Here is a 15,705-nt window from a genome sequence, read left to right as displayed (position 1 = left end):
GGAGCGCTCATGAAAACCGCATGACCGCTCCACCACCCTTTTCCCCCATTCCGCAAAGGCCTGATCGGCCTTTCGGATCCAGGTGGGCGAACCGAAAATATGCGCCCGGCGCTTGGCGACACGCGCCTGACGTTCGCCAGGAGCGATCTGTGCCTGCTCTTCGTCACCGGCGGCTTCGATCTGTTCGGCCTCTTCGAGCCCAGTAGCAACTGATCCTCGGGGAGCGTCTCAGCTCTTCGGCCGAAGCGATGACGCTGCAATTCCTTGATGATCTGGATCAGCCGGGCGTTCTCGACGTCGCGCGCCAGGATCATCGCGTTCAGCGCGTCCGGATCGTCGGGAAGCTGGTCAGCAGTCATCGCCATGACCGGATCAGACCATAATCGACGACAGCCCGCGACAGCGGAATCCAGGCTGATTCACTTCGTCGCGGGTCAGCCGGCCTGGGCTGGAACGCGGGTCCGGCGCGCCTCATGGACGCGCCGCCAGTCGAGACCTTCGAGTAGCGCCGAGAGCTGCGCGGCCGTCAGCCGCATCATGCCGTCATGTACTTTCGGCCAGCGGAACTCCCCATCCTCCAAACGCTTGTACCTCACTTGGGAATGCAGACTCTACGAACGCAGTTACGCAATTAGTGCGGATCACGCATCCGTTTCATCCTCTGTTCTCGCGGCTGCTGCCATGTGTCGGCAGGCGATACAATCGGCATGGCGAACGCCTTTTGCTGCAGGCCGACGATACTGCCGTGTGGTCTGTTCCCCCGCAATGGACTGATCTTGCGAACCCGGATCCAGAAGTTGTCATGGGGAATGGGCGGGCGCTCTTGCGTACTGTCGACTTGCTGGAGCTGGCCAGTCTGGTCGGGCGCCTTTCTGGTAAATCGGCTTCGCGATCACTCGACAAGTTGTAAGGATAATTATGCCGCATCTGTAAGGCGGATTATGCCGCAGGAGGGTTGTATGACGAGCATACCCAGCATCTCGGCTACACGTTCAGCATTGATCGCACAAGCCGCCTTGACATCGATGCTAATAGCGGCATAAATATCTTTACGATTATGCTTCTTTTCACACTCGGAGCCGGCGATGTCCGACAGCAAGCGCTCGAAGACGGAGGCCCTCATCGAACAAGGCACCTTCAATCCAAACCCCGAGAAGGTGGGCGATCCGAAGTTCAGCGACAGCGAGTTCTTCGATCCGCACGACGCCGTGCAGGTCAGATACGAGATGCTGCGGCGCGTCTCCATCGACAACATGTCGGTGACGGTGGCGTCCGACGAGTATGGCGTTTCCAGGCCGACCTATTACCAGGCAAGGGCGAGCTTCGACGCAGCCGGGATTGCGGGACTGGTATCAAAGAAGCCGGGCCCCCGCGGTCCCCACAAAATCGACGACGAAGTCCTGGCGTTTCTTCAGGCGCAGTTGGGCCCGGGCGAACCCGTTCGTGCTCGGGAGCTGGCGAAGCTGGTCCGCCGCGAACTCGATGTCGAGCTTCATCCCAGGACGATCGAGCGGGTATTAAAAAAAACCGGCAGGTGAACATTGCCGCGGCATCGGTGCGTTCATCGATCCTGTCGTCGGCCATTGCGGCCCAGTATGAGGTGCTGCGCGGGGCAGCCCTCGGCGAAGCTCTGCCTCTCAAGGCTCGTAGCGGCCTCATGCTCTTTCTGCGCCGGGGCATGTGGGGATGGGCACAGACGCTGGCCGCAGCAGCAAATCCCCTGCAAGAACAAACTCATCCACCGTCGACCGCCTGGCCGACGCACGGCGGGCACGCAGCCGTCGTTCACGTCCTTGCGACAATAGCCATGAGCATCCACGACCGGAGGTCACCATGAATGCGCACCTTAAAGTCCAGCCTCATCACGTCGAACGCAGCGCCTACCTGTACATCCGCCAATCCTCGATGCGGCAAGTCATCGAGAACACCGAGAGCGCCAGGCGGCAATATGCGCTTCGTGGACGTGCGGTCGCCCTCGGCTGGCGGGACGAGCAGATTATCGTCGTCGACAATGATCAGGGTGAATCCGGTGCTTCGGCGGCCTGGCGCGAGGGGTTTCAGCGTTTGGTCAGCGACGTCGGCATGGGGCGCGCCGGGATCGTGATGGGGCTGGAAGTCTCCCGGCTGGCGCGCAACAATGCCGATTGGCAGCGCCTGCTGGAGATCTGCGCTCTTGCCGACACCCTGATCCTCGATGAAGACGGCGTCTATGACCCCGCAGGCTTCAACGACCGGCTCCTGCTCGGTCTCAAGGGCACCATGAGCGAAGCAGAGTTGCATGTGATCAAGGCACGGCTGCGCGGAGGCATCCTCAACAAGGCAAGGCGCGGCGAGTTTCGCTGTCCCCTGCCAACCGGGCTGGTCTATGACCATTCCGGCAATGTGGTGCTCGATCCGGACACGCAAGTCAGGGAGACGATCATCCATTTCTTCGAGACGTTCGCTCGCGTCGGATCCGCCTCCCAGACCGTCAAGGCCTTTCGCACGGAAGGCCTTTTGTTCCCGTCACGCCTGCACAACAGTCAGACGGTGTTTCGGCCGCTGACCGCATCGACCGCGGTGCGCGTCCTGAACAATCCGCGTTACGCCGGCGCCTATGCCTATGGGCGGCGACACTATCGGCGCACCATCGACGGCAAGAAGACTGTGCGTGCGCGAACTAATGATGATTGGCCGGCCTGCATTCCCGATGCGCATCCCGGCTATATCAGCTGGGAACAACATCAGGAGAACCTGAAGATTCTCAAGGCGAACGGCCAAGGATATGACGCGGCACGAGCGTCAATCCCAAGAGAAGGCCCGGCGCTGCTGCAAGGTCGGGCGGTATGTGGGCAATGCGGCCGGCATTTCCGGGTTCGCTACGCTGCCCGGCGCGGCCGACAGGAAGCCTGGTACATCTGCGATCGCGCCCATACCTATCGCGGTGACCCCTTGTGCCAGTCGATCGCCGGGCCTCCTGTCGATGAAGCCATCGGCAGGCTGATTGCCGAGCAGATGACGCCGGCCGCCGTCGAACTGGCGCTCGACGTCCGTAAGGAGATCCAAGCCCGGCATGAAGAAGCAGATCGGCTGCGCTGTCGCGCGGTCGAGCGCGCCCAGATCGAGGCCGATCTCGCCCAGCGCCGTTTCATGCTGGTCGATCCCGACAATCGTCTCGTCGCCGACACGCTCGAAGGCGAATGGAACGAGAAGCTCCGTATTTTGGCCAAGGCCCGCGAAGAGCGTGAGCGTGCCCGGGAGCACGATCAATTCATCCTTGATGAAGCTGTCCGCGAGCGGCTGGTCGCAATGACGGTGGATTTCAACAAGCTCTGGGCGGATCCCGACACACCAAACCGCGAACGCAAGCGACTCCTTACCCACATCATCGAGGATGTCACTCTCGTCAAGCTGCCGGCGGAAGGAACCACCAAGGTTCACGTGCGATTCAAAGGCGGCAAGATCCAGACGCTCACAACCTTGAGCCCAAAATCTTCCGCCCAGCAGGTCAAGACGCAGCCCGGCATCGTCGAACTGGTCGATAAACTCCTCGACGACCACATCTATTCCGAGATCGCAGAACTGCTCAACCAGCAAGGATACCGTCCCGGCGAGGCCGCACGCCGCGGTCGCCACACCGCCCGCTTCACGGCCTTGCGAGTTGCCTATCTCGTTCACCAATACAAGCTGCGCTCTCGCTATGACCGCCTGCGGGAACGTGGAATGCTGACAAAACAGGAAGCGGCCGCGCGTCTCAATATCCACGAGCACACCGTCACCCGATGGGCCAAACATGGCCTCATCGCCAGCCACGCCTACAACGGGCACTATTGCCTGTACGAACTTCCCGTTTCGGATCTACCGCAAAAACAATGCAGCCGATGGAACCGGCTCGTCGATCGCGCTGCCGCACGAAGGCAAAATGCCAGCCAGGCAAAAACTCTCAACTGAAGACGAAAGGGACGTAGTATGAATGCAGATCGTTGGCATAGAGGCAGACCCCGGTGCCGTCCCAGAAGATCAGCTTGATCCGGTCAGTGCAGTTCGTTTCATAATGCATCCCCTTGTCAGAGTCCGGGCAGTCGGACGACTTTATCGTATTGATATTGCTCGTAGAACTTCGGTCGACGAGCGACGATACCTTGCACCCCTATGCGCACCGCTTCTGAAGCGAGTGCTTCAACCGGGACCAGCCAGGGCGAACCGGGCAGAATCTGTTTCGCCGGCAGGATGCCCTTGAGAGCCAAGCTTTTCGCGGACCCGACGCAGATGCCAAGCCGTTCGGCGGCTTTCATCAGACTGATCATTTCGCCATCAGCCTTGGCTGGATCGTATCCGGGTATGCCGAGCCGCTCGCGCATTTCGCGCACGCGCACCGTCGTCCAGGTCTCGCCATCGCCGGTCTTGCAGCGCATCCGGTTGAGCGATACGGCAAGCTCGCGATCTGGCCAGTGTCCGGCGAGTTTGCGCAGTGCTTCGACGGCGCTCGGCGCCATATCTGGACAACGGCCGGTCTTGACGCGGGCAACACGCACCTCGGTGTGACGCCCGCCGGTCCAATGGATCAGCAGCACGGCTTCGTTGGTCGCCTCATCGAGATCACATACGATCTCCTGAACCAGGATATGGATAAGGCGCTGCTTGGTCCGAGTGTCGGTTGAGGGTGCGTTCCATACCGCCGGTAGATCATGGGCAAGCTGAAGCAAACGGGCGCGATCGACCTTTGGGCGTGTCGCCGACAGAGCCGACAGCTCCGCGATCCGGCGCTCCAGTGTGGCCACGCGGTCCAACGCATCGTTCCAGCGAGCCTCGAGTTCGCGTGCGACATGGCGCTTGGCGGGGTCGACCAGTTCGTAACGACGCCCGGCCAGCGAGGCATCGTATCGGGCTGCTTCCAGCTCCCGCTCGACGGCGGCAACGATGTCCTTTCGCGAACGCTCGGCCTGCTCCGAAGCAAAGATCGCGGCTTCCACGGCACGATCGGAGACGGCTTCTAGGATCTGCAGGGCGACGGCGCGATCAATCCGCAGACCGCCAATGCCGATGCACAGGCCAGCGCCGACATGGGCATCATCGCCGCGGCACTGGTAGCGATGGGCGTTGCCTTTCGCCATGCCATAGAAGACGCGCATCATTCGTCCGCATCGCCCACAACGCATCAATCCCGTGAGCAGGGCGCGGCCTCCACGTGCAGATTTGCGCGCGCAGTTCTTCTTCATATGCGCGTTCTCGAGCAGGAGCTTCTGATTCTCCTCGTATTCCTGCCAGCTGATGTAACCAGGATGATTGTCACGCAACAACACATGCCATTCGTCGCGAGACTTCCTGAAGCCGCTGGCCTTACGGGCGCGCCCCTCGACAATCCGTGTCCGCAGGCGCCGCCATAAAGCGGATTGTGAAGAATCTGCATGACACTGTGGTAGGCGGGAGGCTTCCAGACGAGTTTGCAAACCTCGACATTGCGCCGGACCACGGGCATTTTAATGTCTGCCGATCGCAGCCATAAGAAGACCTGCCGCGCGCTGCCCAACTCGCGGAACTTCGCGAAGACCAGCCGGATGGTGTCGGCCACGTGCTCGTCAGGATCGATCTCGACCTTATCGGCCTCGCTCCAGCAGAAGCCTGGCGGAAGCATGAAGCGGAACTCCCCACGCTTGGCCTTGGAGTCACGGGCGGCGATGCCGCGCTGTCGCATCAGGCTCAGTTCGTATTCCGACATCGTTCCCTTCAGCCCAAGCAGCAGGCGGTCGTTGACGAGCCGCGGATCGTATGCGCCATCCGGATCGACGACCAGCGTGCCGGCCAGCGCGCACAAGTCAATCAGATGATGCCAGTCCCGTCCGTTACGCGCCAGTCGTGACGCCTCGATGCAATAGACCGCACCGACATCGCCGGAGCAGACCATGGCGACAAGCCGCTCAAAGCCGGGTCGCTGCATCAGGCCGGACCCCGAGCGGCCAAGATCGTCGTCGATCACCGTCACCGATGCAAAGCCGACCGCTTCTGCGGCTCCCGCCAGGTCATACTGCCGGCGCTGACTTTCCAGATTGCCCGTCACTTGCGACATGGTCGATTGACGAACGTAAACTACCGCCGAGCGGGCGAGGTGATCAGGCGTGATCTTCGGGTTCATCACCGCCTCCCTGATCCGCTTCGGCCGCCAGCGCTTCCAGCAGAAGGTCGGCCAATGTCTCGACCAGTCCCTTTGTGTTTTTGCCCACTGGCGGATGAGGAATTTGACGCTCCAGCTGCAGGATGAGCTGCGCGCGATTGTGATATCGGCTTCTTCGCACCGTCCCTCTCCTTCTTCCTTGAAGGGCGGGATTGTGCGCCTTGCTTGCGATTCGCGCCGAGCGCCGTCAGGACGATCGTCAACTCATTGAGACCCTCGATGCCGATTTCGGGTCGCCCGAGCGTCATGCCCGCGCAGTAGCCGGCGTCGAACATCCAATTCGGGAGTTCGCGGCAAAGGTCAGGACGCTCCTCCGTGTAGATGCACGTCAACGCCTTCCCACGACGAAATGGCGAAACCTGCAACGTGCTCCCAAACAACGGATGCCAGCGATAGGCAACCGTCGCAAAGCGAAAACCATATGCAGAATGTCGATAATTGCGGCCGCTTCGCCCGGAAGACGTAGACGGCCCCGCTGAACGGATCGGCCCCCATCGTCTCTCGCACCAGCGCAGCCAGCCCCCCGAGCCCTTGCGGAAGTGGACCGGCTTCGTCGCCACCATGACCTTGACCCACTCAGGCGGTCGGTCTTAGGGGGTTGAGCGACGGGCAAAGGCGCGGAGCCGATCATGGTGCGTAGCGCCGTGTCCCGTCGCGGGCTGAAGGTGTTGGCGAACTCGAAGGGTGTCTGCCACCCGAGCCGCGAATGTGGGCGATCGACGTTATAATCCGTTCGCCAACTGGCAAGCTCAGCGGGCGCCTGCGGCAATGACGTGAACAGCGTCTCGTTCAGGAGTTCGTCGCGGAGGCGTCCGTTGAAGCTTTCCACGAAGGCATTATCCGGCATGATGTTCTTGGTGCCATCGTTTGTTCGGTACGTCAGGTTCGTTAAGCTTGGCGCATCCGGGCCACGGGGCACCGGGAGCACGCAAGTGCGGGCAGGCCGTCGTATGCAGATGAACTGCGAGTTCGAGCACATTATACGATGGAGGGAACCGTGCGTATTATCGGCATGGACATACACCGCCTAGCCGCCGAGGTGTCGTTGCTTGATGGCAAGATAGTCAGGCTCGGCCGCGTTCAAATGCTGCGCAATAAGCTCGATGAGTTCGCCAGGCAGGAACTCACCCACGATGATCATGTGGTGATCGAGGCCACGGGCAATGCTGCTGCCGTCGCTGAAGTGCGGTCGCCCTACGTCGATCGGATCGTGATCGCCAATCCCAAGCAGGTGCACATGATCGCGCACGCGAAGGTGAAGACTGACACGATCGACGCCACTGTCCTTGCGAAGCTCTACGCCTCGGGCTTTCTGCCGGAGGTCTGGGTTCCGGATCCGGGGACCCTTGCCCTCCGAAGACAGGTCACCAGGCGGACACAGCTGGTTCGCCAGCGTTCGCGGCTGAAGAACCTGATCCAGTCAATCCTCCACGCCCACCTGATCCCGCCGTGTCCGCATGGGAACCTCGTCGGGATCAGCGGGCGCACTGCGGATGAGCGCGCCGCCATCGAGCGCCACCTCGGCTTGATTAACCAGATCAACGAGGCGTTGACGGTGGTCGAGGCGGCTATCGCCGTACATGCCCTCCAGGATCCGACAATCCGCCGCCTGATGACGTTGCCCGGCCTCGAGGTCACCGTGGCTGCGAGCGTTGCCGCGGCAATCGGCGACATACGGCGCTTCAGCGATCCACAGAAGCTCGTTGCCTATCTTGGCCTCAATCCGAGCGTGCGGCAGTCCGGTGAGGGGCCAGCCTATCACGGGCGCATCACGAAGCAGGGCCGCGGCCATGCGCGGGGGATGCTGGTCGAGGCGGCATGGGCGGCGGTGCGATCGCCAGGACCTCTTCGCGCCTTCCACAAGCGGATCGCCTCGCGCCGCGGGAAGCACATCGCGGCCGTCGCCACTGCGCGCAAGCTTGCAATGATCATCTGGCACATGCTGAGCAAGGATACCGACTACATCTGGGCCCGGCCGGCCTTGCTCGCCCGCAAGTTCAGATCGGTCGAGCTGCGTGCCGGCCTTCCGACCAGCCATGCCAGACGCGGCACCGCCTTCGACTACAACATCCCGGCCAAGCGCGCCGAAGAACGATCCCGCGTCGAGAAGGCGGAAGCTGCCTATGCAGCAGCGACTTCCCGATGGCGAACGAGGCCGGAAAGGCAGAAGGCTGTGGAAAAAGCCGCCGAATGAGAAGAACGGGCTATTCTACAACATCCGTCTGCATCGGCTTGCCCGGTGCGATGTAATGCCATGCGACATGGCTCCCGTCTGCCCAGGCGAGGATGGCGTTCGAGGTGAACTCGCTGCCATTGTCGCTGACGACCATCTTCGGCTTGCCGCGCTCGATCATGAGACGATCGAGTTCCCGCGCAATCCGCACGCCGGAGAATGACGTGTCCCGACCAACGCCAGACATTCGCGCGAGCGGCTTGTCGCCCACGCGCCATATGGCCACTGGAAAACGATGACCTGATCGCGTCGAAGGCACCCTCGGTGCTCAATGGACCCATCAACGGCGGAGGCCTTCCGCCTCTATTTCGAAACGCAACTGATCAAAACCTCGAAGCCGGGCGACATCGCCGTGCTCGATAATCTCGGCTTCCACAAGGGCGCTGCCGTCCGCGACATCGTCAGAGCCGCTGGCGCAAGGCTCTTCTTCCTGCCGCCGTACAGTCCCGATCCCAATCCAATCGAGCAGCTGTTCGCCTAGCTCAAGCAGTTCATGCGCCGCGCTGCCAGGCGCAGTGTTGAAGCCGTTCACAACGCAATCGCCGCAACCCTGAATGCCATCACGCCACTGGAATGCCGAAACTACATCGAAAAAGCCGGCTATAAGTCTGCGAAAAGGCTCTAGGCTTGCCTTGCAGTAGGACCATGTCGCCGACGAGTCCAGGCCCCACTACAGTTTCGCAAGTGCTCCCGTACCGATCAGCCTCCCAAAGGGCAGACTCGTCGCCCATCGACAAGTGGTCAGCCATAGCGTTCCTGGCCGGCCGCGGATGGGCTATTCTCGAGTGCGCCGGGCCGCGCACGGCGCCGTCGGGGCGCGGCCTGTTTCGGAGACGCCGCCGAACGAACGGCAGATCCCGCGCGCCATGCGGCACGGTTGCTTGCCGTCTCATCTCGGCGCGAGATGGTGATGATCTACAAACTGAAGTTGACGCAGACTGCCTCGCAATCGACAATCGCGAAACAACGGCGGTCGGATAGAATTAGCAGAGTGTGGCCGCCTAGGAGCATGGCTATTTCGACAAAAACGGGTTGAAGCCTACCTTCGCCAATACCCGCCAAAATGCATGTGTACAAACGTGGCGTTCATACGGTTGGATACGGCGAAAAGCGCTCGCAATCTGTTGCTGATTGTTTGGCAGTCATGCGCAAATCTGCGCGCCTCTCATTAAAAGAAGGGAACAGCTAAATATGATACTCTCTCGACGCGACCTTTTTAAGATGGGCATGGCAGGCGGAGCCGCATTGTCTATCCCATCTATCTTGCGCGCTCAAGCGGGGCCGGTCGATGCGCGGACGGTCCACATGGTGATGAGCGGGGACCTTACTGCCTTCGATCCAATCTTCACGACGACTGGCATAACCTTCAACCATTCCCTGGCGATCTACGACACGCTGTTTGCCCTTGATTCCAAGTTGACGCCGCAGCCGCAAATGGTCGGGAAATGGCACGTTTCCGACGACAAGAAGACGTATACTTTCGAACTCCGCGACGGCCTAGGTTGGCACGATGGCACCCCTGTCACGGCGGCGGACTGTGTCGCCTCTATACGTCGCTGGGCGCAGGTAGACGCCGGCGGCCAACTGATCATGTCCAGGGCGGCAGATATCTCGAAGAAAGACGACAAGACGTTTACGATCGTGCTCAACGAGCCGCTAGGACTCTTGGTCGAGGAACTTGCAGGATGGAATGGGTACTACCCGGCTATCATGCGCGAGAAGGACGCAAATCGTCCCGCAACCGAGCAAGTGACTTCCAATATTGGATCGGGGCCCTTCAGGTTCAGCGAGGCCCTTGCGAAGCCGGGCGCGAGCTTCGCCTACGATAAGAACGAGAAATATGTTCCCCGCAGGGAGCTTCCCGACGGGTTCGCCGGGGGGAAGGTTGTTAACGTTGATCGTGTCGTCTGGAACGAGATCGGGGATCAGCAGACCGCTTTGGCTGCCTTGCAGGCAGGTGAAGTTGATTTCCTTGAAAGTCCGCCTGCGGATCTTTATCCCCTGATAGAGCAGGATCCGGACCTTGCCCTTCAAGTTCTCAACAGCGGTGGCCTTGTGGGTTGCTTGCGCCTTAACTGTCTCCAGAAGCCATTCGACAACGTTAAGGCACGTCAGGCGATGCTTCACCTGATCGCTCAGGAATCCACGGTTCGTATAATGTCGCCCGACCCTAAATACGGCAAAGTCGTTACTTCGATTTTCGGGAACGATTCGCTGTATTCCAATGACGAAAACACAGGATGGTTCAAGAAGGGCGGCGATCCAGAAATAGCCAAGCAACTGTTCAAGGAGGCCGGTTATGCCGGCGAGAAGGTCGTCATTCTCCAACCCACGAACGTAGCGACTTACAGTAATGCGTCACAGTTTCTGGCGGCCGAACTGCGCAAGATCGGGATCAATGTCGAGCTTGCGCCGAGCGACTTGGGTGGTGTTGTCGCGCGTCGGGCAAATAAGGGTCCCGCCGAGAGCGGCGGCTGGAGCATGTTCATTACCGATGATACCAGCAAGGCCCTGGGCGACCCGATCAGCGAAGTCTTCCTTAGCGCAAATGGCGAGGAGGGCTGGTACGGCTGGCCGAAGAGCGATGAATATGAGGTTCTTCGCGCCAAATGGCCGGACCTCGAAACGCTTGAAGACCGCAAGGCGCTGGCTCGCAAGATGCAAAGGATCTGGTGGGACTTCGTCGGCGACGTTTATTTGGGTCAGTATGTCTCGCCCATCGCACGCCGCAAGGCACTCAGCGGTCTCATCAGCATGCCGAGCGGTGTCATTCCTATGTGGCACATGCAAAAAGCCTGAGCGATGGGTATTTACATCCTGCGTAGACTGGTTTCGGCCGTCGCCGTCATGGCGATGGTCGGGATCTTCATCTTCCTGCTTCTCAGGCTGGCACCGGGTGATCCGGCAGACATCATCGCCGGTCCTAGGGCCACGCCGCAGATGGTCGCCAGCATCCGCGAACGCTTGGGACTCAGCGAGCCGCTGCCGGTTCAGTTTGTACATTGGGCGAGGGACATTCTCGGCAGCGATTTCGGCGTCTCGATCTTCACGGGGCGACCCGTTCTCGAACTGATCTCGCAGAGGCTTGAGCCGACTCTTTCCCTATCGATTTTGACGATGATCCTTTCGGGGTCGGTCGGGGTCTCATTCGGCATCCTCGCCGCGTGGCGAACGGGGGGGCTCGTCGACCGCCTCCTCGCGGCCTTTTCGGCCCTTGGTTATTCCGTCCCGGTCTTTGTCATCGGCTATTTTCTCATATACTTCTTCGCCATCAGGATACACTGGCTACCGGTGCAGGGATATGTGCCGATCGATGGCGGCCTTGAGCTTTGGTTTGTACATCTGATCCTTCCGACGGTGGCGCTTAGTCTTGGTTACATTGCATTCATAGCCAGGGTTACGCGGGCGAGCATGCTCGACGTCTTGTCGGAAGACTATATGCGAACGGCCGCCGCCAAGGGCGCTTCATCCTATGCTATGCTCTTCCATCATGCCTTGAGGAATGCCGGCGTCCCGATACTTACCGTGATCGGCATAAGCTTCGCTTATCTGATCGGTGGAGTCGTCCTTACGGAAACGGTGTTCAACATACCCGGTATTGGTCGCCTGGTCGTGGATGCAATCAACAACCGCGACTATCCCGTCATTCAGAGCTTGCTCATCCTGACGTCGGGTCTGTACGTCCTTATCAACCTTACGGTCGATCTTGCCTATACGCTGATCGATCCCCGCATCAGGTACTGACATGTCCCTTCTCTCCGCACCAGTTGAAGCCGTGCCGATGGATGGGCTGCAGCTATCCGATGTTCCCCGTGTGGGAAGGCGGCACCCGCGGGTCCTAGTCGGCGGCGGCCTGCTGGTGCTCCTAATCATTCTGGCGTTCGCCGCCCCGCATTACGCCGGAGATCCGGTGAGCATGGATCCCTTCAAGCGCCTCCAGCCGCCTTCCGCCGAGATGTGGCTCGGGAGCGACAATCTGGGCCGGGACGTATTTGCGCGAACGATCTTCGGCGCCCGGATCTCCCTGGTGGTCGGATTGATGTCGGCGGTATGCGCGGCTCTTGCCGGGGCTCTGACCGGTGTGATCGCCGGCTACAGCCGCAGCTTTGATAAGGTCGTTATGCGCGTCATGGACGGCCTGATGTCCATCCCGACCATTCTGCTCGCCATTGCCCTTATTTCTCTGACCGGCCCCGGCATCGGCATCCTCATCGTCGCCATCGCAATCCCTGAGACGCCGGCCGTCGCGCGGCTGGTTCGTTCTGTGGTTCTGGGTGTTCGTGAGCGTCCCTATGTGGAGGCCGCGGTCTGCGGCGGTGCGCGCCTGCCCAAAGTGCTGTGGCGGCATATCCTGCCGAGCACCCATCCGCCGCTCATGGTCCAGAGCGCGACTGTCTGCGCCAGCGCGATCCTGACCGAAGCGGGGCTGAGCTTCCTCGGCGTGGGCGTACCGCCCGAGATCCCCAGCTGGGGCAACATGATCGCCAGTTCACGACTTTACATCGGCATCGCCCCGATGACGACCTTCGCTCCGGGTATCTGTCTTGCCGTCACGGTCCTTGCCGTCAACCTCCTCGGGGACGGCTTGCGCGACCTGTTCGATCCCCGTGCGAAGCGGAGGCGCTGATATGCAAATGCACACGACGGTGGGCAATGACGTGCTTCTCGATGTCCTAGACCTCGAGACCCATTTCTATGGTGAGGAAAGCGTTACGCGCGCCCTGGGCGGGATCAGCTTCCAGGTAATGAAAGGCGAGACGCTCGGCGTCGTCGGCGAATCCGGATGCGGCAAGAGCGTCACCGCTCTTTCCATTCTCCGCCTGTTGCCGAAGCTGACCGGCAGGACTGTCGGCGGCGAGGTTCGCTTCCACGGACGCGACCTGCTCGTTCTGTCCGATCGGGAGATGCGAAAGATCCGCGGGGACCAGATTGCCATGATCTTCCAGGAGCCGATGACGAGCCTGAACCCGGTCTATACGCTCGGCCACCAAATTGCGGAGGCGGTGCAGATCCACACCAACGCCTCACGGTCGGTGGCCATGGCAAAGGCCCAAGAGATGCTGCGTCTCGTCCGCATCGCTGATCCGCAGCGTCGCGTGAACAATTATCCTCACGAAGTATCGGGCGGCATGCGCCAGCGCGCGATGATCGCCATTGCTCTCGCATGCTCGCCGGAACTGTTGATCGCCGACGAGCCGACGACTGCACTTGACGTCACCATCCAGGCACAGATCCTGCGACTCATCGTCGATCTGAAAGAGCGGACGGGAACGGCTGTCATGTTCATCACGCACGATCTGGGGGTCGTAGCCGAAACATGCCAACGCGTGATTGTAATGTATGCCGGCCGGATCGTCGAACAGGCGTCCGTGACAGATCTGTTTGCGCGTCCGGTCCATCCCTACACGCAGGGACTGATGCGTTCGGTGCCCGATCGACGCCGCGGTCGACAGCGTCGCCTCCCTGAAATTCCCGGCGTTGTCCCAAGCATGCGCGAGCCTATTGTCGGGTGCAGCTTTGCTCCTCGTTGCCTCTTTGCGATAGATATTTGCCGCGAGAAGACGCCCACGTTGCGAGATGTAGTGCCTGGGCATGCGGCCGCGTGCTGGCGTGCTGAAGAGGTGATGGGCGCATGAGTGGTCCTCTGCTGAAAGTCGAAAATCTGGCCAAGCATTATCCGCTTGGTGCTGGAATCTTCAAGAAAAGCATTCCGGTGATCCGGGCGGTGGAGGATGTATCCTTTTCCGTCGAAGCGGGAGAGACGCTTTGCATCGTCGGCGAGTCGGGCTGCGGCAAGTCCACTGTCGCGCGGCTCTTGATGCGGCTCGTGGAGCCGACACGCGGGCGCGTACTGATCGACGGGACTGATATTGCGGGCCTTAAGAAGGGCGCGCTTTACGCGTGGCGCCGTCGGATGCAGATAGTCTTCCAGGATCCCTACTCGTCACTGAATCCGCGCCTTACTGCCGGGCAGATCATCACCGAACCTGTGGAGAATTTTGAGCGTCTCAGCCGCAAGCAGCGCCAGGCACTTGCCGCGGACCTTCTCCGAAAAGTTGGAATGTCGCCCGAGATGATGCACAGGCTTCCGTTTGAGTTGTCGGGCGGTCAGCGCCAGCGGCTCGGTATTGCGCGCGCGCTATCACTCAAACCCTCGATTATCATCGCCGACGAGGCAGTCTCGGCCCTTGACGTCTCCGTGCAGGCGCAGATTTTGAATCTGCTTCTGGATCTCCAGCAGGAAATGGTCATCGCCTTCGTCTTCATCTCGCATGACCTTGGCGTCGTGGAGCATATCGCGGATCGCGTTGCCGTCATGTACCTGGGGCGGATCGTGGAACTCGCGCCGTGCGAGGCGCTCTTCGCCAAGCCGGTCCACCCCTACACCGAGGCGCTGATCGCGGCGGCACCCGTGCCGGATCCAACTCGGGCTCGGTTGGCGGCTCCGGTCGAGGGCGAAGTGCCAAGTCCCATCAATCCACCAACGGGATGCGCGTTTCATCCGCGCTGTCCACTCGCGGTCGAGCGTTGCCGCATCGAAGTACCGCCTTTGGTGCCGATGGCAGACGGGCGCGTCGTGGCCTGCCATGTGCGCTCCGGCCAGCGCGATATCTCACATTGTTGAAGTGCATCGGAGCTCCGAGTCAAGGAAAATGCTGTTATAACGAAGGCTACCATGAGCAGGGGTTATCCCTCGATGCGCGTTCGGCCAGTCTGGCAGTCATCCGAATTATTCCTAGTCGTGTTTTCAAGGCAATGAGGGCGCCGAGGCATGCATCTTCATCGCCTAGATCCGCCTCATGCTTCGCCGCATGGCAGCTCCGCGTCGTGCGTAACCGAGTTTTGAGTCAGGCTCTGAGGCAAAGCCGACGAGCGGAGCAAGCATTGGCAGAAATAACCGGCGACACGGTGAAGCCGGTCGCCCATGCCGGATGGTAGACGACGATAGCTGCACCGACGTCGTGGCGTAGCGGCATCATCGCTTGCCGCCGTCCTTTGCCATGGACCAGGACACTGCCCGACTGCCAATCGATATCGTCAAGACTGAGCGCCGCAACCCTCGCTGACGCGCAAGCCCTAGCTCGGCCAGCGCCATCAGAACCGCATAAGCCCCATTGCCGTGGTCCGACCGCAGGCATCGAGACCAACTGAACCTTCTTGGTGGCAGGAAGGTTGGCAGGCCAGCAAGCCGCCAGCGACGGATCGACGGCAAACAATGATAGTGATGGGGTTGTCTAATCGCCGCTGGGACGTCAAGCATGTAATTGCGTCGAGACGACGCTGCCGGGTGCATGGTTGTCTTCGCGGTCGACATCAGTCG

14 protein-coding genes and 3 pseudogenes are annotated in these 15,705 nt (G+C 60.7%); 10 read left to right on the top strand and 7 right to left on the bottom strand.

Annotation, left to right across the window (positions count from 1 at the left end):
• Positions 1-99 precede the first annotated feature (99 nt).
• Positions 100-365 (bottom strand): annotated as a pseudogene (locus NKH30_RS32120) (IS66 family transposase); the annotation flags it as partial.
• Between the two features lie 69 nt (positions 366-434).
• Positions 435-596 (bottom strand): IS66 family insertion sequence element accessory protein TnpB, encoded by a 162-nt coding sequence (tnpB, locus tag NKH30_RS32115; protein WP_280938730.1) that lies wholly within the window; start codon positions 594-596, stop codon positions 435-437.
• A gap of 38 nt (positions 597-634) precedes the next feature.
• Here tnpB and NKH30_RS32110 point away from each other — a divergent pair, with 38 nt between their 5' ends.
• The 3 genes from NKH30_RS32110 (at position 635) to NKH30_RS32100 (ending at position 3,930) form a co-directional block, all read left to right on the top strand.
• Positions 635-910, top strand: coding sequence for a DUF5372 family protein (locus NKH30_RS32110; RefSeq protein WP_352496118.1), 276 nt, complete (start codon positions 635-637; stop codon positions 908-910).
• A gap of 175 nt (positions 911-1,085) precedes the next feature.
• Positions 1,086-1,538: a helix-turn-helix domain-containing protein gene (locus NKH30_RS32105; RefSeq protein ID WP_352998026.1), complete on the top strand. Its 453-nt coding sequence runs from the start codon at positions 1,086-1,088 to the stop codon at positions 1,536-1,538.
• Positions 1,539-1,833: 295 nt separating this feature from the next.
• Positions 1,834-3,930: a recombinase family protein gene (locus tag NKH30_RS32100; protein ID WP_352625705.1), complete on the top strand. Its 2,097-nt coding sequence runs from the start codon at positions 1,834-1,836 to the stop codon at positions 3,928-3,930.
• A 116-nt stretch (positions 3,931-4,046) separates the two neighbouring features.
• Here the strand turns inward: NKH30_RS32100 and NKH30_RS32095 are convergent, their stop codons facing one another.
• The 4 genes and pseudogenes from NKH30_RS32095 to NKH30_RS32080 form a co-directional block, all read right to left on the bottom strand.
• Entirely contained in the window at positions 4,047-5,093 is a 1,047-nt protein-coding gene (locus tag NKH30_RS32095) for a hypothetical protein (protein WP_352998030.1), read from the bottom strand.
• A gap of 101 nt (positions 5,094-5,194) precedes the next feature.
• Positions 5,195-6,112, bottom strand: a complete 918-nt coding sequence (locus NKH30_RS32090; protein WP_352998024.1) for a recombinase family protein — start codon at positions 6,110-6,112, stop codon at positions 5,195-5,197.
• A 339-nt stretch (positions 6,113-6,451) separates the two neighbouring features.
• On the bottom strand, positions 6,452-6,646 hold the full coding sequence (locus NKH30_RS33315; RefSeq protein ID WP_502911545.1) for a hypothetical protein: 195 nt from the start codon (positions 6,644-6,646) through the stop codon (positions 6,452-6,454).
• A 106-nt stretch (positions 6,647-6,752) separates the two neighbouring features.
• Positions 6,753-6,989, bottom strand: a pseudogene (locus NKH30_RS32080) (integrase core domain-containing protein); the annotation flags it as partial.
• A gap of 159 nt (positions 6,990-7,148) precedes the next feature.
• Between NKH30_RS32080 and NKH30_RS32075 the strand changes: the two are divergent.
• On the top strand, positions 7,149-8,345 hold the full coding sequence (locus tag NKH30_RS32075) for an IS110 family RNA-guided transposase (RefSeq protein WP_502911544.1): 1,197 nt from the start codon (positions 7,149-7,151) through the stop codon (positions 8,343-8,345).
• A 13-nt stretch (positions 8,346-8,358) separates the two neighbouring features.
• Here the strand turns inward: NKH30_RS32075 and NKH30_RS32070 are convergent.
• Positions 8,359-8,579 (bottom strand): annotated as a pseudogene (locus NKH30_RS32070) (DDE-type integrase/transposase/recombinase); the annotation flags it as partial.
• A 76-nt stretch (positions 8,580-8,655) separates the two neighbouring features.
• Between NKH30_RS32070 and NKH30_RS32065 the strand changes: the two are divergent.
• From NKH30_RS32065 to NKH30_RS32040, 6 genes are all read left to right on the top strand, one after another.
• Positions 8,656-8,865, top strand: a complete 210-nt coding sequence (locus NKH30_RS32065) for a transposase (RefSeq protein WP_352998022.1) — start codon at positions 8,656-8,658, stop codon at positions 8,863-8,865.
• A gap of 710 nt (positions 8,866-9,575) precedes the next feature.
• Positions 9,576-11,183: an ABC transporter substrate-binding protein gene (locus NKH30_RS32060; RefSeq protein ID WP_352998020.1), complete on the top strand. Its 1,608-nt coding sequence runs from the start codon at positions 9,576-9,578 to the stop codon at positions 11,181-11,183.
• A 3-nt stretch (positions 11,184-11,186) separates the two neighbouring features.
• On the top strand, positions 11,187-12,128 hold the full coding sequence (locus NKH30_RS32055; RefSeq protein WP_352998018.1) for an ABC transporter permease: 942 nt from the start codon (positions 11,187-11,189) through the stop codon (positions 12,126-12,128).
• A 1-nt stretch (position 12,129) separates the two neighbouring features.
• Entirely contained in the window at positions 12,130-13,011 is an 882-nt protein-coding gene (locus NKH30_RS32050) for an ABC transporter permease (RefSeq protein WP_352998016.1), read from the top strand.
• Between the two features lies 1 nt (position 13,012).
• Entirely contained in the window at positions 13,013-14,020 is a 1,008-nt protein-coding gene (locus NKH30_RS32045; RefSeq protein ID WP_352998014.1) for an ABC transporter ATP-binding protein, read from the top strand.
• Entirely contained in the window at positions 14,017-15,009 is a 993-nt protein-coding gene (locus NKH30_RS32040; RefSeq protein WP_352998012.1) for an ABC transporter ATP-binding protein, read from the top strand. Before NKH30_RS32045 ends, NKH30_RS32040 begins: the two co-directional genes overlap by 4 nt.
• Positions 15,010-15,705 lie beyond the last annotated feature (696 nt).

It is taken from the genome of Mesorhizobium sp. M1273 (genome assembly GCF_040318195.1).
Classification (GTDB): domain Bacteria; phylum Pseudomonadota; class Alphaproteobacteria; order Rhizobiales; family Rhizobiaceae; genus Mesorhizobium.
Note: the sequence above shows the minus strand (reverse complement) of the source record. Positions and strands in the feature narration are given on the sequence as shown.

What these genes read in the sequence shown, in the direction of transcription:
- NKH30_RS32105 (WP_352998026.1), top strand. Translation starts at nt 1,086, where the DNA reads ATGTCCGACAGCAAGCGCTCGAAGACGGAGGCCCTCATCGAACAAGGC.
- NKH30_RS32100 (WP_352625705.1), top strand. Translation starts at nt 1,834, where the DNA reads ATGAATGCGCACCTTAAAGTCCAGCCTCATCACGTCGAACGCAGCGCC.
- NKH30_RS32095 (WP_352998030.1), bottom strand. Translation starts at nt 5,093, where the DNA reads ATGGCGAAAGGCAACGCCCATCGCTACCAGTGCCGCGGCGATGATGCC.
- NKH30_RS32090 (WP_352998024.1), bottom strand. Translation starts at nt 6,112, where the DNA reads ATGAACCCGAAGATCACGCCTGATCACCTCGCCCGCTCGGCGGTAGTT.
- NKH30_RS33315 (WP_502911545.1), bottom strand. Translation starts at nt 6,646, where the DNA reads ATGGGGGCCGATCCGTTCAGCGGGGCCGTCTACGTCTTCCGGGCGAAG.
- NKH30_RS32065 (WP_352998022.1), top strand. Translation starts at nt 8,656, where the DNA reads ATGGACCCATCAACGGCGGAGGCCTTCCGCCTCTATTTCGAAACGCAA.
- NKH30_RS32060 (WP_352998020.1), top strand. Translation starts at nt 9,576, where the DNA reads ATGATACTCTCTCGACGCGACCTTTTTAAGATGGGCATGGCAGGCGGA.
- NKH30_RS32055 (WP_352998018.1), top strand. Translation starts at nt 11,187, where the DNA reads ATGGGTATTTACATCCTGCGTAGACTGGTTTCGGCCGTCGCCGTCATG.
- NKH30_RS32050 (WP_352998016.1), top strand. Translation starts at nt 12,130, where the DNA reads ATGTCCCTTCTCTCCGCACCAGTTGAAGCCGTGCCGATGGATGGGCTG.
- NKH30_RS32045 (WP_352998014.1), top strand. Translation starts at nt 13,013, where the DNA reads ATGCAAATGCACACGACGGTGGGCAATGACGTGCTTCTCGATGTCCTA.
- NKH30_RS32040 (WP_352998012.1), top strand. Translation starts at nt 14,017, where the DNA reads ATGAGTGGTCCTCTGCTGAAAGTCGAAAATCTGGCCAAGCATTATCCG.